This window comes from Octadecabacter algicola (genome assembly GCF_021532625.1).
In the GTDB taxonomy this organism is placed as follows: Bacteria; Pseudomonadota; Alphaproteobacteria; order Rhodobacterales; family Rhodobacteraceae; genus Octadecabacter; species Octadecabacter algicola.
The window spans coordinates 134,090-152,845 of the sequence record NZ_JAKGAR010000003.1 but is presented as its reverse complement, the minus strand read 5'-3'; the positions used below and the strand labels follow the sequence as shown (position 1 = coordinate 152,845).

At 53.4% G+C, this 18,756-nt stretch carries 30 protein-coding genes; 25 read left to right on the top strand and 5 right to left on the bottom strand.

The genetic code is table 11. The features are described 5' to 3' along the window. Positions 1-82: 82 nt before the first annotated feature. The 3 genes from L0666_RS11870 to L0666_RS11860 all read right to left on the bottom strand — a co-directional run bounded on the left by L0666_RS11870 (position 83) and on the right by L0666_RS11860 (position 1,414). Positions 83-328 carry a hypothetical protein gene (locus tag L0666_RS11870; protein ID WP_235261583.1) on the bottom strand — a complete coding sequence of 82 codons (246 nt, stop codon included), beginning with the start codon at positions 326-328 and terminating at the stop codon, positions 83-85. Between the two features lie 217 nt (positions 329-545). Then, positions 546-746, bottom strand: a complete 201-nt coding sequence (locus L0666_RS11865; protein WP_235261582.1) for a hypothetical protein — start codon at positions 744-746, stop codon at positions 546-548. 194 nt (positions 747-940) lie between these two features. Then, positions 941-1,414, bottom strand: coding sequence for a phosphoribosyl-AMP cyclohydrolase (locus L0666_RS11860; RefSeq protein WP_235261581.1), 474 nt, complete (start codon positions 1,412-1,414; stop codon positions 941-943). A 416-nt stretch (positions 1,415-1,830) separates the two neighbouring features. Here L0666_RS11860 and rplB point away from each other — a divergent pair, with 416 nt between their 5' ends. The 6 genes from rplB to L0666_RS11830 all read left to right on the top strand — a co-directional run bounded on the left by rplB (position 1,831) and on the right by L0666_RS11830 (position 6,050). Beyond that, complete coding sequence (rplB, locus tag L0666_RS11855) at positions 1,831-2,673, top strand: 50S ribosomal protein L2 (protein ID WP_235261580.1); 843 nt, start codon at positions 1,831-1,833, stop codon at positions 2,671-2,673. 3 nt (positions 2,674-2,676) lie between these two features. Then, complete coding sequence (gene rpsS / locus L0666_RS11850) at positions 2,677-2,955, top strand: 30S ribosomal protein S19 (RefSeq protein ID WP_216035207.1); 279 nt, start codon at positions 2,677-2,679, stop codon at positions 2,953-2,955. Between the two features lie 3 nt (positions 2,956-2,958). Further along, the gene (gene rplV / locus L0666_RS11845; RefSeq protein WP_216035208.1) at positions 2,959-3,345 is read left to right on the top strand and encodes a 50S ribosomal protein L22; all 387 of its coding nucleotides are present in this window, start codon (positions 2,959-2,961) and stop codon (positions 3,343-3,345) included. Then, entirely contained in the window at positions 3,345-4,061 is a 717-nt protein-coding gene (rpsC, locus tag L0666_RS11840; protein ID WP_216035209.1) for a 30S ribosomal protein S3, read from the top strand. Before rplV ends, rpsC begins: the two co-directional genes overlap by 1 nt. 12 nt (positions 4,062-4,073) lie before the next feature. Next, entirely contained in the window at positions 4,074-4,487 is a 414-nt protein-coding gene (gene rplP / locus L0666_RS11835; protein ID WP_216035210.1) for a 50S ribosomal protein L16, read from the top strand. A gap of 405 nt (positions 4,488-4,892) precedes the next feature. Next, positions 4,893-6,050 carry a VPLPA-CTERM sorting domain-containing protein gene (locus L0666_RS11830; RefSeq protein WP_235261579.1) on the top strand — a complete coding sequence of 386 codons (1,158 nt, stop codon included), beginning with the start codon at positions 4,893-4,895 and terminating at the stop codon, positions 6,048-6,050. 95 nt (positions 6,051-6,145) lie between these two features. Here L0666_RS11830 and L0666_RS11825 read toward each other — a convergent pair whose 3' ends face one another. Continuing rightward, a complete protein-coding gene (locus L0666_RS11825) occupies positions 6,146-6,832 on the bottom strand; it encodes a hypothetical protein (protein ID WP_235261578.1) in 687 nt (228 codons plus the stop codon). Positions 6,833-6,907: 75 nt separating this feature from the next. Continuing rightward, positions 6,908-7,516 carry a 2OG-Fe(II) oxygenase family protein gene (locus L0666_RS11820; RefSeq protein WP_235261577.1) on the bottom strand — a complete coding sequence of 203 codons (609 nt, stop codon included), beginning with the start codon at positions 7,514-7,516 and terminating at the stop codon, positions 6,908-6,910. A 279-nt stretch (positions 7,517-7,795) separates the two neighbouring features. On the opposite strand from L0666_RS11820, the gene L0666_RS11815 reads away from it, so the two are divergent. From L0666_RS11815 to L0666_RS11725, 19 genes are all read left to right on the top strand, one after another. After that, a complete protein-coding gene (locus L0666_RS11815; RefSeq protein WP_235261576.1) occupies positions 7,796-8,131 on the top strand; it encodes a hypothetical protein in 336 nt (111 codons plus the stop codon). Positions 8,132-8,372: 241 nt separating this feature from the next. Continuing rightward, positions 8,373-8,582 (top strand): 50S ribosomal protein L29, encoded by a 210-nt coding sequence (gene rpmC / locus L0666_RS11810; RefSeq protein WP_235261575.1) that lies wholly within the window; start codon positions 8,373-8,375, stop codon positions 8,580-8,582. Between the two features lie 3 nt (positions 8,583-8,585). Continuing rightward, positions 8,586-8,816: a 30S ribosomal protein S17 gene (gene rpsQ, locus L0666_RS11805; RefSeq protein ID WP_049833301.1), complete on the top strand. Its 231-nt coding sequence runs from the start codon at positions 8,586-8,588 to the stop codon at positions 8,814-8,816. An 80-nt stretch (positions 8,817-8,896) separates the two neighbouring features. Beyond that, the gene (rplN, locus tag L0666_RS11800; RefSeq protein WP_235261574.1) at positions 8,897-9,265 is read left to right on the top strand and encodes a 50S ribosomal protein L14; all 369 of its coding nucleotides are present in this window, start codon (positions 8,897-8,899) and stop codon (positions 9,263-9,265) included. A gap of 1 nt (position 9,266) precedes the next feature. Next, positions 9,267-9,572 carry a 50S ribosomal protein L24 gene (gene rplX / locus L0666_RS11795; RefSeq protein WP_235261573.1) on the top strand — a complete coding sequence of 102 codons (306 nt, stop codon included), beginning with the start codon at positions 9,267-9,269 and terminating at the stop codon, positions 9,570-9,572. Beyond that, on the top strand, positions 9,572-10,135 hold the full coding sequence (gene rplE / locus L0666_RS11790; RefSeq protein WP_235261572.1) for a 50S ribosomal protein L5: 564 nt from the start codon (positions 9,572-9,574) through the stop codon (positions 10,133-10,135). Before rplX ends, rplE begins: the two co-directional genes overlap by 1 nt. 14 nt (positions 10,136-10,149) lie before the next feature. After that, positions 10,150-10,455, top strand: coding sequence for a 30S ribosomal protein S14 (gene rpsN / locus L0666_RS11785; protein WP_216035219.1), 306 nt, complete (start codon positions 10,150-10,152; stop codon positions 10,453-10,455). A gap of 12 nt (positions 10,456-10,467) precedes the next feature. Beyond that, complete coding sequence (rpsH, locus tag L0666_RS11780) at positions 10,468-10,860, top strand: 30S ribosomal protein S8 (protein WP_235261571.1); 393 nt, start codon at positions 10,468-10,470, stop codon at positions 10,858-10,860. Between the two features lie 10 nt (positions 10,861-10,870). Next, the gene (gene rplF, locus L0666_RS11775) at positions 10,871-11,401 is read left to right on the top strand and encodes a 50S ribosomal protein L6 (protein WP_235261570.1); all 531 of its coding nucleotides are present in this window, start codon (positions 10,871-10,873) and stop codon (positions 11,399-11,401) included. Positions 11,402-11,407: 6 nt separating this feature from the next. Beyond that, the gene (gene rplR, locus L0666_RS11770; protein ID WP_235261569.1) at positions 11,408-11,767 is read left to right on the top strand and encodes a 50S ribosomal protein L18; all 360 of its coding nucleotides are present in this window, start codon (positions 11,408-11,410) and stop codon (positions 11,765-11,767) included. A 105-nt stretch (positions 11,768-11,872) separates the two neighbouring features. Further along, complete coding sequence (rpsE, locus tag L0666_RS11765; protein ID WP_216035223.1) at positions 11,873-12,436, top strand: 30S ribosomal protein S5; 564 nt, start codon at positions 11,873-11,875, stop codon at positions 12,434-12,436. A gap of 3 nt (positions 12,437-12,439) precedes the next feature. Beyond that, positions 12,440-12,628 carry a 50S ribosomal protein L30 gene (gene rpmD / locus L0666_RS11760; RefSeq protein WP_093996463.1) on the top strand — a complete coding sequence of 63 codons (189 nt, stop codon included), beginning with the start codon at positions 12,440-12,442 and terminating at the stop codon, positions 12,626-12,628. A gap of 156 nt (positions 12,629-12,784) precedes the next feature. Next, positions 12,785-13,645 (top strand): polyphosphate kinase 2, encoded by an 861-nt coding sequence (gene ppk2, locus L0666_RS11755; protein ID WP_235262203.1) that lies wholly within the window; start codon positions 12,785-12,787, stop codon positions 13,643-13,645. 66 nt (positions 13,646-13,711) lie between these two features. Beyond that, positions 13,712-14,923, top strand: a complete 1,212-nt coding sequence (locus L0666_RS11750; RefSeq protein WP_235261568.1) for a threonine ammonia-lyase — start codon at positions 13,712-13,714, stop codon at positions 14,921-14,923. Positions 14,924-15,045: 122 nt separating this feature from the next. Next, a complete protein-coding gene (locus L0666_RS11745; protein WP_237693289.1) occupies positions 15,046-15,315 on the top strand; it encodes a BrnT family toxin in 270 nt (89 codons plus the stop codon). Continuing rightward, a complete protein-coding gene (locus L0666_RS11740; protein ID WP_235261566.1) occupies positions 15,287-15,562 on the top strand; it encodes a BrnA antitoxin family protein in 276 nt (91 codons plus the stop codon). Before L0666_RS11745 ends, L0666_RS11740 begins: the two co-directional genes overlap by 29 nt. A 132-nt stretch (positions 15,563-15,694) precedes the next feature. Next, complete coding sequence (gene rplO, locus L0666_RS11735; protein ID WP_235261565.1) at positions 15,695-16,168, top strand: 50S ribosomal protein L15; 474 nt, start codon at positions 15,695-15,697, stop codon at positions 16,166-16,168. Positions 16,169-16,302: 134 nt separating this feature from the next. Beyond that, a complete protein-coding gene (gene secY / locus L0666_RS11730) occupies positions 16,303-17,661 on the top strand; it encodes a preprotein translocase subunit SecY (protein ID WP_216035227.1) in 1,359 nt (452 codons plus the stop codon). After that, positions 17,661-18,239, top strand: a complete 579-nt coding sequence (locus tag L0666_RS11725) for an adenylate kinase (RefSeq protein ID WP_235262202.1) — start codon at positions 17,661-17,663, stop codon at positions 18,237-18,239. The genes secY and L0666_RS11725 overlap by 1 nt, the downstream gene beginning before the upstream one ends. The last annotated feature ends 517 nt before the right edge of the window (positions 18,240-18,756 follow it).

The window sequence follows — 18,756 nt, the reverse complement described above, 5'->3', positions numbered from 1 at the left end:
TGATCCGCCGCATCAAACCAGATAAGGCCCGCCGTATTGCTACGACGGGCCAACTGAGAGTGGTTTGCGTTTAGGCGTGATCCTAACTGGGGGAAAGGGTGTCACACCACGCGGCACTGAGTAGGGACGTGCTTTGGATAGACATCAACCCGAAGAGGCCATGGGTCGATGGAACAGAAGCACCCGTCGCATGTAACTGCATAGGATTGGGGGACGGGGGCGGAGCCGCATATCGGGGAGTGAAGCCGACATGTAGATTGGCACTGGGTTTTAGAACGGTCATCAGAACCTGCGGCGATGTCTCCGCATTCTCTGAGTGTTTGTTCATGCCTTCTCCTCCTGAGCTTCTGTTCGATCTATGTTTCGCATGAAGCGGCGGGTTGGTCCTGCGTGCAATGGGATAGCTGGGCGCGCTTAAGGGTGGGCGGCTATACGATGGGGTAGGTGCCGTGGGGCTGTTGTGTGGGAGCTTAAGACACAAAAAAACTCAGCGCCTAAAAGGTGAGCGCTGAGTTTCAAATCGGAGTGGTGGCTATCGGGGAATGTTAGGCTGACTGACCGGTATTGAATGTGAATTCCAGGTTGGAAAATAGCCGATCAACAATATCAGTGTCTTGATTGAAGCGCCGACCGCTAACCGTATTGGACAACGCTTTGGCGTTGTTGGTGCGGCGGTGCCGAATAAGGTGCGACAGTGCAGTAACTCGGCCAGCGCGTGCTTTCATTAACAGTGGTTGATCCATCATCTTCGTCTCCCGTCTAAATCATAATCTAAAACAGTTATGACAGGTGGTAGCGCGGGGGTGGTGCGCTACACAGGGTAGTTAACGAAGCGTTGGAGTATGGGAACTATCCAAAGGGGTAGGGCGGTGACACGCGACCCCTGCGGCGCGCGTCACTACAAAAAGAAAGCTTTTGTGTTTCTGATCTGTGAGGCGGCTTAGCCAGCGTAAGGCAGAGATGAATGATGCAACACAACCTTCACGTTGCCGCCGGCGTCTTTCTTGTAGCCGAACGTCTTGTCCGCCTGCGTAACGTTTCCGTCCTTGTCGGTGAAAAACGCCCAGCCCATCCACATGCCGACGTCACCATCAACGAAACTTGCGGCTTCCTCATACCGGACATCGTGCCATTCACGTATCGCGAAGCCGGCATCGTCGGGGTAGGTGTCGTCATGCCCCACAAAGTAGGACAACGCGCCTTCCTTAGTGGTCCGGAATGTCTGGGCCCCGCCACTGAGCGTGGGTTTGAACAACACAGGGCCAAGGTCATAGCCATAGGCTGCATCCAAAACATCCCCCGCCAACACGCGCGCGGCATCGATGCCTCCGTCTTCAAAGGCTTTGGAAATGGCGACCAATGCATCGCCCCAAGCGGTGCGTGCAGCGATAAGGTCGTCTTGCGTCATAGGCATGGCGTATCCCCTGATTTCCAAGTTGAGATTTAAGCTTTACGCGTCTTAAGCATAGGGGTGGCGTACTGCAAGTCTTGAGGGGCTAGCCAGCGGCACGAAGAGACGGGAAGCAGGTCTATGTGATCTTCTAGGGAAGCAACACAATTTGAAATGAGCGCTGGTCAATAAGGGGACGTTTACGGCTGAAAATGAAAGAAGCGCCTGTGGAAACGTAAGGACCTTTCTTTGTGTAAGCGAAATAACGTTGGTATTGCTTGACCCATCGCCCCATCCCCCCTATCAGACCCCATCGGCACAGCCCCAGATTCGTCTGGGGCTTTGTTGTTGTTCGCGAGAACATATCATCGGGCACCTACGGGGGCCTATAAACATCAGGGCTTCGCAAGAGGTCCGCCAAGCAAACGGAAGTAGCAAACATGGCACTTAAGTCGTATAAGCCGACGACGCCTGGCCAACGTGGGTTGGTGCTGATTGACCGTTCGGAGCTTTGGAAAGGTCGCCCAGTTAAGTCCCTCACAGAGGGTCTGACGAAATCGGGCGGACGGAACAACACCGGACGGATCACATCACGTCGTCGTGGTGGTGGGGCAAAACGCCTTTACCGCATCGTAGATTTCAAACGTAACAAGCTCGACATGGAAGCTGTTGTTGCTCGGATCGAATATGACCCGAACCGCACCGCGTTCATCGCGCTCGTTCAGTACACAGATGGCGAGCAAGCCTACATCATCGCACCACAGCGTTTGGCTGTTGGCGATAAGGTTATTGCTTCTGCTAAGGCAGACATCAAGCCGGGCAACGCAATGCCGTTCTCTGGCATGCCAATCGGTACAATCATTCACAACATCGAAATGAAGCCAGGCAAAGGCGGTCAGATCGCCCGTGCAGCTGGTACTTACGCACAGTTCGTAGGTCGTGACGGTGGTTACGCTCAGATCCGTCTGAGCTCTGGTGAATTGCGCCTCGTGCGTCAGGAATGCATGGCCACCGTTGGTGCCGTGTCCAACCCTGACAACTCCAACCAGAACATGGGTAAAGCCGGCCGTATGCGCCACTATGGCAAACGTCCATCCGTTCGTGGTGTCGTAATGAACCCTGTCGATCACCCACACGGTGGTGGTGAAGGTCGCACGTCTGGTGGTCGTCACCCGGTTACTCCTTGGGGTAAGCCGACGAAGGGTGCCAAGACACGTAACAAGAAAAAAGCGTCCAACCGTCTTATCGTTCGGTCCCGGCACGCCAAGAAAAAGGGGCGTTAATATATGTCTCGTTCTGTATGGAAAGGTCCATTCGTTGACAGCTACGTGCTTAAGAAAGCCGCAGCCGCCAAAGATTCCGGCCGCAATGACGTTATCAAAATCTGGTCCCGTCGTTCTACAATCTTGCCTCAGTTCGTTGGTTTGACATTTGGTGTCTACAATGGCCGGAAGCACATCCCTGTATCTATCACCGAAGACATGATCGGTCAGAAGTTTGGTGAATATTCACCAACTCGCACCTATTACGGTCACGCGGCTGATAAAAAAGCGAAGCGGAAATAAGTCATGAGCAAGGATAAGAATCCCCGCCGCGTGGCAGACGACGAAGCAATGGCAAAACTGCGCATGCTGAAGACGTCCCCGCAAAAACTGAACCTTCTGGCCGGCATGATCCGCGGCAAATCGGTAGACAAGGCCCTCACGGACCTGACGTTCTCCAAAAAGCGGATCGCTCTGGATGTGAAGAAATGCCTTCAGTCCGCGATTGCCAATGCTGAGAACAACCACAACCTCGACGTTGATGAACTCATCGTTGCTGAGGCTTATGTGGGCAAGAACTTGACGATGAAACGCGGTCGCCCTCGTGCCCGTGGTCGCTTCGGCAAGATCATGAAGCCGTTCGCAGAGCTGACAATCAAAGTGCGCCAAGTTCAAGCTGAGGAGCAAGCATAATGGGTAACAAAGTAAATCCTATCGGCATGCGTCTTCAGGTGAACCGTACTTGGGACAGCCGCTGGTACGCTGACACCAAAGACTACGGTGACCTTCTTCTTGAAGACTTGAAGATCAAAGCCTTCATCAAAGAAGACTGCAAGCAAGCCGGTGTTAGCCGCGTTATCATCGAACGTCCGCACAAGAAGTGCCGCGTAACTGTTCACACTGCGCGCCCGGGCGTCATCATCGGCAAGAAAGGTGCAGACATCGAAACTCTGCGTCAGAAACTTGCTTCCATGACTGACTCCGAGCTGCACCTCAACATCGTTGAAGTACGCAAGCCTGAGCTTGATGCTCAGCTTGTTGGTGAGAGCATTGCACAGCAGCTTGAGCGTCGTGTTTCTTTCCGTCGCGCTATGAAGCGTGCGGTACAGAACGCAATGCGTATGGGTGCCCTTGGTATTCGTGTGAACCTTGCTGGCCGTCTTGGCGGTGCAGAGATCGCGCGTACTGAATGGTATCGTGAGGGCCGCGTGCCACTCCACACCCTTCGTGCTGACATCGATTACGCACACGTCGAAGCAATGACCGCTTATGGTATCATCGGGATCAAGACTTGGATCTTCAAAGGTGAGATCATGGAGCACGATCCAGCTGCGCGTGACCGTAAACTTCAAGAGCTTCAGGATGGCCCCGCACCACGCGGCGCACGTCCTGGTGGCCGTGATCGCTGAAAGGATTAAACAATGCTTCAGCCAAAACGCACTAAATTCCGCAAGATGCACAAAGGCCGCATCAAGGGCGAAGCCAAAGGTGGCTCTGACCTGAACTTCGGCACATTTGGCCTCAAGGCGACTACACCGGAACGTGTGACAGCACGTCAGATCGAGGCAGCACGCCGCGCGATGACACGTCACATGAAACGTCAAGGTCGTGTTTGGATCCGCATCTTCCCAGATGTACCTGTCACCTCTAAGCCTGTCGAAGTTCGTATGGGTAAAGGTAAAGGTTCCGTTGATTATTGGGCATGTAAGGTCAAACCTGGCCGTGTCATGTTTGAAATCGATGGCGTGGACGAAAGCGTCGCTCGTGAGGCCCTGCGCCTTGCTGCGATGAAACTGCCTGTGAAAACACGCACAGTGGTTCGCGAAGACTGGTAAGCCCAATCTTCCCTGCTGGGATTTGAAACGAACGAAAAGCCCCCGTCGAGTATTCGGCGGGGGCTTTTCGTTCATCTGAACGTCGGCCCTTCGCCGATGTGTCACTCTGCGCCGAATTCCGGCTGTATTAATTGGCCTCGGTTCAGAAAGGCGGCTGTTCTTGCCTGCCCAAAATTACCCCAACTACATCGCCCAATTAGGTTGTTACTTTGCCGATCAGTTACTCTTCGGTGATATGCGTTCAATCCCCAGTTGATTTCGATCAAATCCGTCAAAGTCTAATAATGCTATTTTTGAATGTGTGTTGGCGTGCGCCGAATCTTAGCCAATTCACATCGTAACAAGTCATTGATCCTGCGAGTCGGTGAAGCAGCATTCAAGACGCAAATTGATCAGGGAGGACCCATGAGAAAAATTCTTTTGACGACGGCAATTGCCGGAATGTCGACGGCCATACCGGCCTCGTCCGCAACGCTCGACAGCTGGAACCTAGATAATGTGACAGTTGGAGCAACCAATGGCACACCAAGCGCAAGTGTAGTTGACAACGGAAGTGGCGCTAGCAGTGGGCAAATCGCCTATGCGCCACCCGAGGCAATTGCTCCCGGAATTCAGGTCGTCCAAGAAACCTATACTCAGGGTGGCCCAAACGGGCTAACGCTCGACGGATGCGTTATGACGTCAAATCCGGGTAACACGTGTACTGGTGCATTCCAGAGCGGGAAGCGGATCAAGACGCAAATGACAGGCACAGATCCGATAGACTTGGTATTTGACGTAACAGAAGGCGCGGAATCGAACTATCAAGTGTTTTACCGACTTATTAACCAGACCACCCAATCACTTGCTGGCTTCGCTCTTGAATTGGGGTTTGGTGTTGGAAACGATTTCGTAGAAGCGACGGCCGCGGATGGCATTTCATTTTCGACGGCGTTTCGGGCACAACCAGCTGATGCTGCTGCATCGTCCACAACCCAATTCCCGTTCGGGCTATTTGGGGATGCCAGTACCAATGATAACTTTGAATTAGACGGATTTTTTGCGGCCGAACGAGCAAGCCTAGCGCTTGATCAAGGACTGACAAACATCGCAAGTACTGATTTTGTTGGTCCGTACACCGACCTCTTTCCGTCATGGCTGTCTCAGGCAGACGTTCCAACCGGTGCGTTCTGGGACAATGACAACGATCCGCTTACGGATGCGCTGCTCATGGCATGGATGAATGGCGACGGGCAATGGGAAGTCCGTCGCGATGTTGAAGACTTTGCCAATGGCATTGCGAACAGCCTAACCAGTCCCTTGTTTTTTGACACGTTTGACGACGTTGTTGCACAGCTTGGGCTAGGAACAAGTCTGTTCGAAGACGACATTGAAGACCTTGCAAACCTAAATGTGAATTTTGCCATCAACTTGGCGGATTACGTCCCAACTGGGTCGTTCACACTTCGCACAACGGCAATGCCAGCGGCAAACATTTCGCCTGTGCCGCTGCCAGCAGGAGCAGTCCTCTTGCTGAGCGGTTTTGCTGCCTTCGGTTTCGCTGGTCGACGCAAGGCGGCTTAGCTGCAAAACAAAGTGTAGCATTTCGAGGCCGTCTATTCAGGGCGGCCTCTGTCGTTGCTATCTAGCCACCAAATCTGCGACTATTTATCGTTCCTTTACCCGCCCCAAATCCGCGCCATCCCCCCATCAAACGCAGCCCAGGTCATCGTTGCACTATTTCCAGCATGCCCCTCGTAATAGGACCGCCCGTTGGGGAGCGGAAGGCCCGCCCATATCTGTGCAAGGTTATGCATAAATTGGCGTTGGCCAAGATCGCCACGCTGGAAACTCGAAAGCCCTGCGTCTTCTAACAAAACCACAGCCAGCGCATCTTGGACCCCCGCAGTAAACTGCGTCTCCGGCCCGAAACCGCGCTCAGCGGCTACGCGGCGTAGGGTCGATGGTATGAATTGATACCGCCCAATGGCATGAGGTTGGCCGGGGGTCGCCCTGATCCATTGGTAAATCTCGCCAAGGGTCATTTGGGTCGGCGGTTTCGTCGGCCGAATGCGCGCGCCGTGCTGAACTGCATTGTAGCCCGCCGCACCAGCTTCGGCGCTGGCAATGAGACTAAGTAATCTATCGACGGGCGTTGTGCCTGTTGCGGTGATTGCCGGCGCCTCAGGGCGCGCGGCGCGTTCGGGCAGCGGGGCAAAGAAGCCAATTTGCGGGTCAGGAGAAAAAAGGCTGGCGCGTATGACTTTGGTGTCTTGTGACGGGCCGCTGGGGAACAGGGATTGCAATTCTGCCCGCACGCCTCCCGCACAACACAACATCGCCACAGCCAACCAAATCCGAACCATCGTAAGCACCCCTTCTGAGATCAGGGTGCTTATGCGGGCTAATCGTTGACGACAGGTTTCATCCCGTCCGCCAATCTATTCCCATTTGTAATTAAAACTTACGGAAATCCGGTCGTCTTCGGACATGTTCATCGGGACTTCGTGGCGCAACCAGCTTTCCCAGAGCAAAACATCCCCTACGGCGGGCCTAACGTAGACGAACTGCTTCAACTCTTCGCGGCAGTCTTTCTTACGGGAGGGCGCGGCCATCATCATCTGGGAACGCGGGTCCTCTAACTTCAGCGCAGAGGCACCCTCGGGCATCTTCACATAGGTCGTGCCGGAAATGACGGAATGCGGGTGGATGTGGGACGTATGGATGCCGCCCTCTGGCAGAATGTTGATCCAGATATCTTCCAAGACCAGCTTGCGATCATCTAATTCAAATTCAAGGTCCGCGGCAAAGGCTGCGACGTGCTGATCCAGAGCTGTTACGATATCGGCAAAGATCGGGAACCGCCACGGCAAATCCGTCAGGGACGCGTAGGAGGTGTAGCCAGGGAAATCATTGGCCTCACACCAATCCTGCCCAGCTTCATCATCCTCGGCGATGGAATAGCAGGAAGTTTCAAGTTCATCCGCATCAATCGGGCCGAGTTTGGCTTGATAGAGGCGAGTAGCGAAAAGGGAGCGGATGTTTGTCATTGCAAGTCCTATCTTGGAGGCCTGATGGCTTTCTGCGTGTATATCAACGGTCTTAACAATGACAACTTAGCGCTGGGAAATGAGTGCCACCTTCGATGTCGAGCTCTTGGTAGGGAGCTATCCGTCCAAGTGCACGATCTTGAACGGAATAATCGGTTTTTAACAAATTCGCCTTTGGCCACGAGTCCCTAACTCACAACCTAAGCGGTCTTAAATTTGGTGTAAATGCAACTTTATGGTATGGTGGAGGGACTTCATTATATTAGAGGAGTTACTATTATGGACCCGAGAGAAAGACCGGAGAAAAGGCGTTATGTTGTTCTAGTTTTTGTAGATGTGAACCCAGACTATTACGAATTGGGCGAAAAGAAGCGTGCTGATTTGACCGCACCCCACATCAAAGAGCTAACCGAACATTTGAAATATGTCTCTCTAGTTTCGCTAAGAGGAACTGGGCTAGCGGAAGACACCATGATCGAGGTACTTGAATCTGACAGTCTTATTGAGATTGAAAAGATGATGGACACCTACAAGGCCGGTCGTAAAGCCGCCTATGGTCGTATTAAGAACGTTATTGTCACCGAAAAATGTATGGTCCGAGAGATGACCGGCTAGAATGGCCTAACAGACAAAGACAAACATCACAGAAAGCCTGTTGACTTAAAGTGGCAAGATTCAGGCTTTCTGCACCTGCGTTAAAAGTGAGATGGAGCACTTGCCACACGTCCCCATCCCCCCTATACGGCCAGCTTCTAACCCACTCCATCGGAGAATCGGGTCACGTGGCGTGTGCGCTCCTTAAGGATTTCACACAAAATCACGGCCTGCCGATGATGTTGACATAAGGAGTCGTCCGATGGACGCGAACGAACTGCGGGGGAAAACCCCTGATCAGCTCCGTGAAGAGCTGGCAAACCTGAAAAAAGAATCCTTCAACCTGCGTTTTCAGCAGGCGACAGGTTCCATGGAAAACACAGCACGTATGCGCACAGTTAAGCGTGACGCGGCCCGTGTGTTGACCATTCTGAACGAAAAAGCGGCTGATGCCGCCAAGACGGAGGCTTAATAGATGCCTAAGCGTATCCTGACTGGTGTTGTCACAAGCAACCAGAACGAACAGACCGTAACTGTATCCGTAGAGCGTCGCTTTACGCACCCAGTTCTTAAGAAGACAATTCGTAAGTCCAAAAAATACCGGGCGCACGATGAGGCCAACACATTCAACGTAGGCGACCAAGTTCGCATTCAGGAATGTGCGCCAAAGTCCAAAACGAAACGCTGGGAAGTGATCACGGCTTAAGCCGCGATCGTTTCCTTTAATCGAAACCCTAGGGGCCCGGTCAGAATCGGGGTGAACCCTATAGGTCGGGAGTAATCTAAATGATCCAGATGCAGACCAACCTTGAAGTAGCTGACAACAGCGGCGCTCGCCGTGTTCAGTGTATCAAGGTACTCGGCGGTTCCCACCGTCGTTACGCATCGGTCGGCGATATCATCGTCGTATCGGTAAAAGAGGCCATTCCACGTGGTCGCGTAAAGAAAGGTGACGTCCGTAAGGCTGTCGTCGTTCGTACACGTAAGCAGGTTCGTCGCGAAGACGGCACTGCAATCGGTTTTGACAGCAATGCCGCTGTCATCCTCAACAATGCAAACGAGCCTGTTGGCACCCGTATCTTTGGGCCAGTGGTTCGTGAATTGCGCGCGAAGAACTTCATGAAGATCATCTCGCTCGCTCCGGAGGTGCTGTAAGATGGCTGCTAAACTCCGCAAAGGTGACACTGTCATCGTGCTGGCCGGCAAAGACAAAGGCAAAACAGGCGAGATTTCGTCCGTTGACCCAAAGTCCGGCAAAGCCGTTGTTGATGGCGTGAACATCGCGATCCGCCACGTAAAGCAATCCCAGACAACGCAAGGTGGTCGCACACCTAAAGCGATGCCAATCGAACTCTCCAATCTCGCGGTTGTAGACAAGAACGGCAAAGCAACGCGCGTCGGGTTCAAAATGGACGGCGACAAAAAAGTTCGCTTCGCCAAGACAACAGGGGATGTGATCTAATGCTCGATACTGCAAACTACACACCTCGTCTTAAGGCGCTTTACAATGACAGCATCCGTGCTGCCATGATGGAAGAGTTCGGCTACAAGAACGCAATGCAGACACCACGTTTGGACAAAATTGTTCTGAACATTGGCTGCGGTTCCGAAGCTGTGAACGACACCAAGAAAGCAAAATCTGCTCAGGCCGATTTGACTGCAATCGCTGGTCAGCAAGCTGTCATCACGAAAGCAAAGAAATCCATCGCTGGTTTCCGCGTTCGTGAAGATATGCCGCTGGGTGCGAAGGTTACTCTTCGTGGCGACCGCATGTTTGAATTCCTTGACCGCCTTACAACGATCGCCATGCCACGTATTCGTGACTTCCGCGGCATCTCTGGTAAGTCGTTCGATGGCCGTGGCAACTACGCCATGGGCATGAAGGAACACATCGTCTTCCCTGAAATCAACTTCGACAAAGTCGACGTTGCTTGGGGTTTGGATATCGTCGTTTGCACAACAGCAGACAACGATGCAGAAGCAAAAGCGCTGTTGAAGCATTTCAACATGCCGTTCAACAGCTAAGGGGAAGATTAAAGATGGCTAAGAAATCCATGATCGCCCGCGAAGTGAAGCGTGAAAAGCTCGTCAAAAAGTACGCAGCTAAGCGCGCCGAACTCAAAGCAATCGCAAACGATGACAGCAAGCCAATGGAAGAGCGTTTCAACGCGCGTCTTAAGCTTGCAAAACTGCCACGCAACTCTGCGCCAGTTCGTTTGCACAACCGTTGCCAGCTTACAGGTCGTCCGCACGCGTACTACCGTAAGCTTAAGATCAGCCGGATCGCTCTTCGGGACCTTGGTTCCAATGGCGAAATTCCCGGTATGGTCAAGTCTAGCTGGTAAGGAGCAACTATTATGAACGATCCTATCGGTGATATGCTGACACGCATCCGTAATGGCCAAATGCGCGGTAAGTCCATGGTGGCAACACCTGCTTCCAAACTGCGCGGCTGGGTACTCGATGTGCTGGCAGACGAAGGCTACATTCGTGGCTACGAAGCAACCACAGGCGTCAACGGCCACCCGGCTTTCGACATCAGCCTGAAATACTACGAGGGCACTCCTGTCATTCGCGAAGTGAAGCGGGTTTCGACACCTGGCCGCCGCGTATACATGGGCGCAAATGACATCCCACAGGTCCGTCAGGGCTTGGGTGTGTCGATTGTCTCCACCCCTAAGGGTGTGATGTCGGATGCAAACGCACGTGCGGCCAATGTTGGCGGCGAAGTGCTCTGCACCGTATTCTAAGGAGAGCAAGATGTCTCGTATTGGTAAAAAACCAGTCGGCCTACCCAGCGGCGTAACAGCCTCTGTGTCTGGCCAAACTGTTGAAGTGAAAGGCCCTAAGGGCACACGTTCTTTCACTGCAACTGACGACGTAACGCTTGCTGTTGAAGAAAACGCAGTGACTGTCACTCCACGTGGCAAGTCCAAACGCGCTAAGCAGCAGTGGGGGATGTCTCGTACGCAGGTTCAAAACCTTGTAACTGGCGTAACTGACGGCTTCAAAAAAGAGCTTGAAATCAACGGTGTTGGTTATCGTGCAGCTATGCAGGGCAATATCCTGAAGCTGAACCTCGGTTACTCCCACGACGTGGATTTCGTAGTTCCTGCTGGCGTTACTGTGACAGCACCTAAACCGACAATCGTGATCGTCGAAGGCTCTGACCAACAGCAAGTTGGTCAGGTTGCTGCCGAAATTCGCGAATGGCGCAAGCCAGAGCCTTACAAAGGCAAAGGCATCAAATATGTGGACGAGTATATCTTCCGCAAAGAAGGCAAGAGGTAAGGACAGATGGCAAACTCCAAACGTCAATTGTTCATCAAACGCCGCCTGCGCGTTCGGAACAAACTTCGCAAGGTCAATGCTGGACGTCCTCGTCTCAGCGTTCACCGCTCCAACAAGAACATCAGTGTTCAGCTGATCGACGACGTGAACGGCGTAACTGTCGCTTCTGCTTCTTCTCTCGAGAAGGATCTGGGCGTAGTTGGCAAAAACAACGTCGAAGCAGCGACCAAAGTTGGCGCAGCAATCGCAGAACGTGCGAAAAAGGCCGGTGTAACCGAAGCCTATTTCGACCGTGGCGGTTTCCTCTTTCACGGCAAGGTCAAGGCTCTGGCCGAAGCTGCGCGTGAAGGCGGTTTGAAAATCTAAGACTTGTGAAGGGCTCCCTGTGGGGGCCCTTCCGATGATCCAGGGCATTTGTCACTAGGATCGACATCCACGGCGCAACGCGCCACCCAAATTTAGGAGGGCCACATGGCTCGAGATAACCAGCGCGGCGGTAACCGTCGTGAAGAAACACCAGAATTCGCAGATCGCCTTGTCGCGATCAACCGTGTGTCCAAAACCGTTAAGGGTGGTAAGCGCTTTGGTTTTGCCGCACTCGTCGTTGTTGGCGACCAAAAAGGCCGCGTAGGCTTTGGTAAGGGTAAAGCTAAGGAAGTTCCTGAAGCGATCCGCAAAGCCACTGAACAAGCTAAGCGCCAAATGATCCGCGTTCAGCTTAAAGAAGGCCGCACGTTGCACCACGACATGAACGGTCGTCACGGCGCAGGCAAAGTCGTCATGCGTACAGCACCGCAAGGTACTGGTATCATCGCAGGTGGTCCAATGCGTGCTGTATTCGAGATGCTCGGCGTACAAGACGTTGTTGCGAAATCTATCGGTTCCCAGAACCCATATAACATGATCCGCGCTACGATTGACGGTCTCAAGAAAGAGGCTTCGCCTCGTTCTGTTGCTCAGCGTCGCGGCAAAAAAGTTGCTGACATCCTGCCTAAGCGCGACGAAGCGCCAGCAGCTGAAGCTGAGGAGGCCTAAACCATGGCTAAAACAATCGTTGTAAAACAGATCGGTTCCCCGATCCGCCGCGCTGCAGACCAAAAGCAAACGCTGATCGGTCTGGGCCTGAACAAAATGCACAAGACACGCGAACTGGAAGACACACCTTCCGTCCGCGGTATGGTCGCTAAGATCCCTCACATGGTCGAGATCATCGAAGAAAAAGGCTAAGCCCTTTTCCATCGTCTAAAAGAATTAAACGCCCTGCATTCAATTGCGGGGCGTTTTGCGTTGGGGCGTCGCGTTATCTGAGAGAGGGATTTGATCCATGTCAGAGACGGTGAATTGATCGTGTGCCACTACACTTGGGAAACTGAGGGACATGACATGACAGAAAACGCAGACACAAATAAACTGATCGGCTTTGAAAAAGGCAAATACCCCTACGAAGATCGCATGAAGCGCGGCGAATACGAAAAGCAAAAGGCGGACCTTCAGGCTGAGCTCTTGAAGGTTCAGCACTGGGCCGCTGAAACCGAACAGCGTTTCGTGATGCTCTTTGAGGGGCGCGACGCTGCCGGCAAAGGGGGCGCGATCAAACGTTTCACCGAGCACCTCAATCCTCGTAGTGCACGTGTAGTCGCCTTGAACAAACCCACAGACGAAGAACGCGGCCAATGGTTCTTTCAACGCTACGTGAAGCACCTTCCAAGCTCGGGCGAGATCGTTCTTTATGACCGTTCTTGGTACAACCGTGCCGGTGTTGAACGAGTGATGGGGTTCTGCGAACCGTCCGAGTATCTGGAATTCATGCGCCAGACCCCGGAATTCGAGCGGATGCTGACCCGCTCGGGTATTAAGCTCTACAAGTACTGGTTCTCGGTCACACAAGACGAGCAGGCCAAGCGCTTTAAGTCCCGTGAGACCGATCCCCTTAAACGTTGGAAGCTAAGCCCGATTGACAAGGCGAGCCTCGATAAATGGGAAGACTACACTGAAGCGAAAGAAGCGATGTTCTTTTACACCGACACCGCTGATGCGCCTTGGACCGTTGTTAAATCTGACGACAAGAAACGTGCGCGGCTCGCTTGCATGCGACATTTCCTGTCGACCTTGGACTACCCTGAAAAGGACCATGAGCTTGTCGGCAGCCCCGACAATCTAATCGTCGGACAAGCAAGCCATGTGCTGCACCAATCCGACCATATCCTTTCTAGTTCGTTGCACCCGAACCAGCGACGCGCCTAACACGCGTTGACAACGGCGCGCGTCTGGAACGAAAGTCCGACAGACTTTTCGCAAAGGACGCGCACCGTGACCCTGACCCCTGATCTTATTCGCCAGACCCGCGATGTCATCTCGTCTGCGACCATTCGCACACCGCTGGTCCCTGCGACCCGTCTGTCGTTGCACATGGGCATCGATCTGCAGCTCAAGCTTGAAAACCTGCAACACACCAACGCATTCAAGGCCCGAGGGGCGCTGGCAAAACTGCTGACGCTGACCGACGCGCAAAAGCAGGCTGGTGTGATCGCATGTAGTGCGGGCAACCACGCCCAAGGGGTTGCTTATCACGCCACCCGCCTTGGCATCGCCAGCACGATTGTCATGCCCGAGGGTACTCCGTTCAACAAAGTCAAACGCACCGAAGAATTCGGCGCGACCGTGATCCTGCACGGCAATGGGTTTGATGAAAGTGTGCAGTTTACATGGGACTTGGCGGACAAGGATGGGCTGACGTTTATTCATCCATTCGATGACCCAGTCGTGGCCGCAGGGCAGGGGACGGTTGCGCTGGAAATGTTGGAACAAGATCCTGATCTGGATGTGATCGTTGTGCCGATTGGCGGCGGGGGGTTAATCGCGGGCATGGCCGTCGCGGCGAAATCAGTGAAGCCCGAGATTGAAGTCGTCGGCGCGCAAGCTGTGTTGTTTGATGCCGTGAAGGCGGCCTATGATGGTGGGGAGACCCATTTTGACGGCGCCACCCTCGCCGAAGGAATCGCGGTGAAGGCGCCTTCTGCGGCGAACATCGAAATCATCAAACAGACCGTGGCCCGCGTGGATAGCGCGAGCGAGGCTGACATCGAGGATGCGGTGTTTGATCTGTTGTCGAATGAAAAGCTCGTGGCCGAGGGGGCCGCGGGGGCAGGGCTGGCCGTCATCAAGAACAACCTTGAGGCCTATAAGGGTAAAAAGGTCGGGTTGGTTATCTGCGGCGGCAATATCGACTCGCGGTTGCTTTCAACCTTGATCCTACGTGGGTTGGTCCGCGACGGACGCATCACCCGCCTGACATTCGAGATCGGTGACACACCAGGCCAACTCGCCACCATCAGCCGCATCATCGGCGACGCAGGCGCCAACGTGGTCGAAGTCATCCACCAACGCATGATGCAATCGGTGTCGCTGAAACAGGCGGAGTTGGACGTGGTGATCGAAGCGCGTGACATGGGACATGTGGAGGCGATTGTCGGTGCGTTGCGAGGGCAGGGGTTCAGGGTGCGGACGGATAGTGGGGTGTAGACTGATTTATTGACAGCTCGTATTTCATTATGTATATACAAGAGAGGTGCCGTAAGAGCGCAAACTATGGAGAGTAAAGATGAAAGCAAAAACTATTTTAACTACCATATGTGAGACTTTTGATGTTCGAGTGGAACGAAGCGAAGCGAGTGCAGAATCTCGCAAAACACGGCGCCGACTTTCTTGATGCTGCATTGATCTTTGAAGGGCCAATCCTGACCCGAATTGATGATCGTAAAGACTATGGAGAGGAGCGAAGGATCGCTCTCGGCATGACGGATGAGACTGTCTATGTCGTAACTTACACGATGCGTGGTGAGGCCACCCGCATCATCTCAGCATGGCCAGGAGGCCGTAAAGAGTATGAGCAATACAAAACGCGCATCCCTTGACGAATTGCGGGCCATGAAGGACCGAGGCGAAATTGCCTCTCCAACTGAGTCCGCTGAGGCCGTTGATTTGCCCGATGACTTTTGGGCAAACGCAGAAATCGAAACGCCAAAAGCAAAGATCGCCATTAGTATGCGGGTCGACCCTGATGTGCTTGAATACTTCAAGGGCCAAGGTAATGGGCATCTAACGCGGATGCACGCTGTGCTGCGCGCTTACGTCGATGCGCACAAGAAGCTGCACAGCTAAGGCACCAAACGCTTGCCACCCCCAATCCCATGTCCTATACGCCGCCAGTGGCCATCTTTCCGGCCATAGAATCAAACACGCCGCGTGCCTGTCCCGTCGCTGGGTCAGGTCTTCCGGCAAGGAGACAGCGACATGGTTAAACTAAACGAACTTCACGACAATCCAGGCGCCACAAAACCACGCAAACGCGTTGGCCGTGGTCCAGGTTCCGGCACCGGTAAAATGGGTGGCCGTGGTATCAAGGGTCAAAAATCCCGTTCGGGTGTGGCTATTGGCGGCTATGAGGGCGGTCAAATGCCATTGTATCAACGCCTGCCAAAGCGCGGCTTCTCTAAGCCGAACCGCAAGAAATTTGCAGTTGTGAACCTTGGTCTGATCCAAAAGTTCATCGACGAGAAAAAATTGGATGGCAAAGCGATCACAGAAGATTCACTGGTTGAATCCGGTCTGATCCGTCGCAAGCTGGACGGTATTCGCGTTCTCGCAAAGGGCGAAATCACAACAAAAGTCAGCATCGAAGTGACAGGCGCATCCAAAGGTGCGGTTGAAGCAGTCGAAAAAGCTGGCGGTAAACTCACTGTCACAGCTGCGGCAGCGACAGAATAACACCTTGTGAGGGGCGCTTTCGCCCACTACATCGTTAATCGACTTAAACGCCGCCGCTTGGGTCACCCTTGCTGGCGGCGTTTTCATAACATTATCGCCCTTTTCGGGCCTGCGAACAGATAGGCAGCACATCCATGGCATCAGCAGCAGAGCAAATGGCCGCGAACACCAGCTGGAGCGCCTTTGGCCAAGCCAAAGAATTGCGTCAGCGGATCATGTTCACGCTCGGTCTTCTCATCGTTTACCGCGTGGGGACGTATATCCCAGTGCCGGGGATCGATGCTGATCAGTTGCGCGCCTTTATGGACGAAGCCGCAAGCGGTATCGGTGGCATCCTGTCGATGTTCACTGGTGGTGCGTTGGGTCGCATGGGCATCTTTGCCCTCGGCATCATGCCTTATATTTCTGCGTCGATTATCGTGCAGTTGTTGGGTGCGATGTGGGAACCCTTGAAGAACCTCAAAAAAGAGGGCGAACAGGGCCGCAAAAAGCTGAACCAATACACGCGTTACGGCACCGTGGTGCTGGCAACGTTCCAAGCATACGGCATGGCATCTGGTCTTGAGGCGGGAAACCTCGTCACCGATCCGGGCCTGTATTTTAAGATTGCCTGCGTAATCACGCTTGTTGGTGGCACCATGTTCCTGATGTGGCTGGGTGAACAGATCACTGCACGCGGCATCGGTAACGGTATCTCTTTGATCATCTTCGTAGGCATCATTGCCGAAGTCCCAGCAGCCCTTGCTGGCTTCCTTGCCCAAGGTCAGGAGACAAATAACTGGGGTCTGGTGCTCGGCGTCTTTGTGATGGTCATCGCGATTTTTGCCTTTGTGGTATTCATGGAGCGCTCCTTGCGCAAAATCCACATCCAGTACCCGCGCCGTCAGGTTGGTATGAAGGTCTATGATGGTGGGTCCAGCCACCTGCCGATCAAAGTTAACCCAGCTGGTGTTATTCCTGCGATCTTCGCATCTGCGCTGCTGTTGCTACCGACTACTCTTTCGACATTTTCTGGTGGTGATGGCGCAGGACCGATTATGTCCACGATCTTGGCTTACTTTGGTCCAGGCCAACCGCTGTACTTGATCTTCTTTACGGCGATGATCGTATTCTTTACGTTCTTCTACACGCGTGAAGTTGCGTTCAAGACTGACGAAGTTGCTGACAACCTGAAGAACCAGAACGGCTTTGTTCCTGGTATCCGCCCAGGCAAACGTACTCAGGAATATCTCGATTACGTGGTGACACGCATCTTGGTCCTCGGTTCTGCGTACCTTGCCTTGGTCTGCCTGCTGCCGGAAATTCTGCGCAGCCAGTTGTCCATCCCGTTCTACTTTGGCGGCACATCTGTGTTGATTATCGTGAGCGTTGGCATGGACACGATCCAGCAAATCCAATCCCACCTCTTGGCCCACCAATATGAGGGCCTGATTGAGAAATCGCAGTTGCGCGGTAAGCGCGGCGGCAAAAAAAGGAGCCCGCAGCGCAAATGATCAATATTATTCTTCTTGGACCACCCGGAGCGGGTAAAGGCACACAAGCACAAAAGCTCGTGGATGAACGTAACATGGTGCAACTGAGCACAGGCGACATGCTGCGCGAAGCCAAGACCTCGGGGACCGAGATGGGTAAAATGGTTGCTGCAGTCATGGATCGTGGCGATCTGGTTACGGATGAGATTGTCATCGGTTTGATCCGCGAAAAACTCGAAGCGGGCGGCGATCACGGCGGGTTTATCTTTGACGGTTTCCCACGGACATTGGCTCAGGCTGATGCGCTTGGTGAATTGCTCCAGGAAACAGGTCAGACGCTCGACCACGCGATCGAGCTGGCTGTAAACGATGAAATCCTTGTTGAACGTATCCTTGGTCGCGCTGCTGACGCTGTTGCTGCTGGCGGCACTGCCCGCGCGGACGACAACGAGGAAAGCCTGAAAATTCGTTTGATGGCCTATTACAAACAGACATCCCCGCTGATCGGCTACTACCACGCCAAAGGCGACCTGAGCAGCGTTGATGGTCTGGGTACGATGGACGAAGTTGCGGCAGAGATTGCTGGCGTATTGGCATAAGTGAGACCAGATGGGCTTAAAGACCAATCAAAAGCTTCTTTCTTTATTGGATTGGGTGGTAGTTGGGCTTGTTCTGGGCGGGATATTTTATAATCCCTTCAGAAATCTCGTTGGGCTAAACTGTCTAGAATACTTTGACGAGTCTCGTGCAGCGGGAGTTCAGATTGACCTTTCAGGATATGGGGCGAGCCATCTTTGCACTCGAATTCTCGAGGCGCGTACCGAAGCTTGGTGGGTCACGTCAATCTTAGTCACACTTCTGGGCCTAGCTTACCTCATCAGCGTGCGGACTTCAAAGTAAACCCCATGCTTATGGCTGGCTTTCATCGGCCAATTTCCAAAACGGCTTGACGCACAACCCTAACCCTCCTAAACAGCGCCGTTCCCTCAGGGAACTTGCCTGAGTCGCTCTTAGGCGTAACACCTCGATATGACTTAGGCCCGACGGTTTATCGCCTCGGGCTTACGTTGTGAAAAAAGGGTCCGGAACTACGGACCCGCAACGAAAAGGAATAGC

Bases quoted from the DNA above. Each gene is read 5' to 3' on its own strand.
- L0666_RS11870 (WP_235261583.1), bottom strand. From the start codon at position 328: ATGAACAAACACTCAGAGAATGCGGAGACATCGCCGCAGGTTCTGATG.
- L0666_RS11865 (WP_235261582.1), bottom strand. From the start codon at position 746: ATGATGGATCAACCACTGTTAATGAAAGCACGCGCTGGCCGAGTTACT.
- L0666_RS11860 (WP_235261581.1), bottom strand. From the start codon at position 1,414: ATGCCTATGACGCAAGACGACCTTATCGCTGCACGCACCGCTTGGGGC.
- rplB (WP_235261580.1), top strand. From the start codon at position 1,831: ATGGCACTTAAGTCGTATAAGCCGACGACGCCTGGCCAACGTGGGTTG.
- rpsS (WP_216035207.1), top strand. From the start codon at position 2,677: ATGTCTCGTTCTGTATGGAAAGGTCCATTCGTTGACAGCTACGTGCTT.
- rplV (WP_216035208.1), top strand. From the start codon at position 2,959: ATGAGCAAGGATAAGAATCCCCGCCGCGTGGCAGACGACGAAGCAATG.
- rpsC (WP_216035209.1), top strand. From the start codon at position 3,345: ATGGGTAACAAAGTAAATCCTATCGGCATGCGTCTTCAGGTGAACCGT.
- rplP (WP_216035210.1), top strand. From the start codon at position 4,074: ATGCTTCAGCCAAAACGCACTAAATTCCGCAAGATGCACAAAGGCCGC.
- L0666_RS11830 (WP_235261579.1), top strand. From the start codon at position 4,893: ATGAGAAAAATTCTTTTGACGACGGCAATTGCCGGAATGTCGACGGCC.
- L0666_RS11825 (WP_235261578.1), bottom strand. From the start codon at position 6,832: ATGGTTCGGATTTGGTTGGCTGTGGCGATGTTGTGTTGTGCGGGAGGC.
- L0666_RS11820 (WP_235261577.1), bottom strand. From the start codon at position 7,516: ATGACAAACATCCGCTCCCTTTTCGCTACTCGCCTCTATCAAGCCAAA.
- L0666_RS11815 (WP_235261576.1), top strand. From the start codon at position 7,796: ATGGACCCGAGAGAAAGACCGGAGAAAAGGCGTTATGTTGTTCTAGTT.
- rpmC (WP_235261575.1), top strand. From the start codon at position 8,373: ATGGACGCGAACGAACTGCGGGGGAAAACCCCTGATCAGCTCCGTGAA.
- rpsQ (WP_049833301.1), top strand. From the start codon at position 8,586: ATGCCTAAGCGTATCCTGACTGGTGTTGTCACAAGCAACCAGAACGAA.
- rplN (WP_235261574.1), top strand. From the start codon at position 8,897: ATGATCCAGATGCAGACCAACCTTGAAGTAGCTGACAACAGCGGCGCT.
- rplX (WP_235261573.1), top strand. From the start codon at position 9,267: ATGGCTGCTAAACTCCGCAAAGGTGACACTGTCATCGTGCTGGCCGGC.
- rplE (WP_235261572.1), top strand. From the start codon at position 9,572: ATGCTCGATACTGCAAACTACACACCTCGTCTTAAGGCGCTTTACAAT.
- rpsN (WP_216035219.1), top strand. From the start codon at position 10,150: ATGGCTAAGAAATCCATGATCGCCCGCGAAGTGAAGCGTGAAAAGCTC.
- rpsH (WP_235261571.1), top strand. From the start codon at position 10,468: ATGAACGATCCTATCGGTGATATGCTGACACGCATCCGTAATGGCCAA.
- rplF (WP_235261570.1), top strand. From the start codon at position 10,871: ATGTCTCGTATTGGTAAAAAACCAGTCGGCCTACCCAGCGGCGTAACA.
- rplR (WP_235261569.1), top strand. From the start codon at position 11,408: ATGGCAAACTCCAAACGTCAATTGTTCATCAAACGCCGCCTGCGCGTT.
- rpsE (WP_216035223.1), top strand. From the start codon at position 11,873: ATGGCTCGAGATAACCAGCGCGGCGGTAACCGTCGTGAAGAAACACCA.
- rpmD (WP_093996463.1), top strand. From the start codon at position 12,440: ATGGCTAAAACAATCGTTGTAAAACAGATCGGTTCCCCGATCCGCCGC.
- ppk2 (WP_235262203.1), top strand. From the start codon at position 12,785: ATGACAGAAAACGCAGACACAAATAAACTGATCGGCTTTGAAAAAGGC.
- L0666_RS11745 (WP_237693289.1), top strand. From the start codon at position 15,046: ATGTTCGAGTGGAACGAAGCGAAGCGAGTGCAGAATCTCGCAAAACAC.
- L0666_RS11740 (WP_235261566.1), top strand. From the start codon at position 15,287: ATGAGCAATACAAAACGCGCATCCCTTGACGAATTGCGGGCCATGAAG.
- rplO (WP_235261565.1), top strand. From the start codon at position 15,695: ATGGTTAAACTAAACGAACTTCACGACAATCCAGGCGCCACAAAACCA.
- secY (WP_216035227.1), top strand. From the start codon at position 16,303: ATGGCATCAGCAGCAGAGCAAATGGCCGCGAACACCAGCTGGAGCGCC.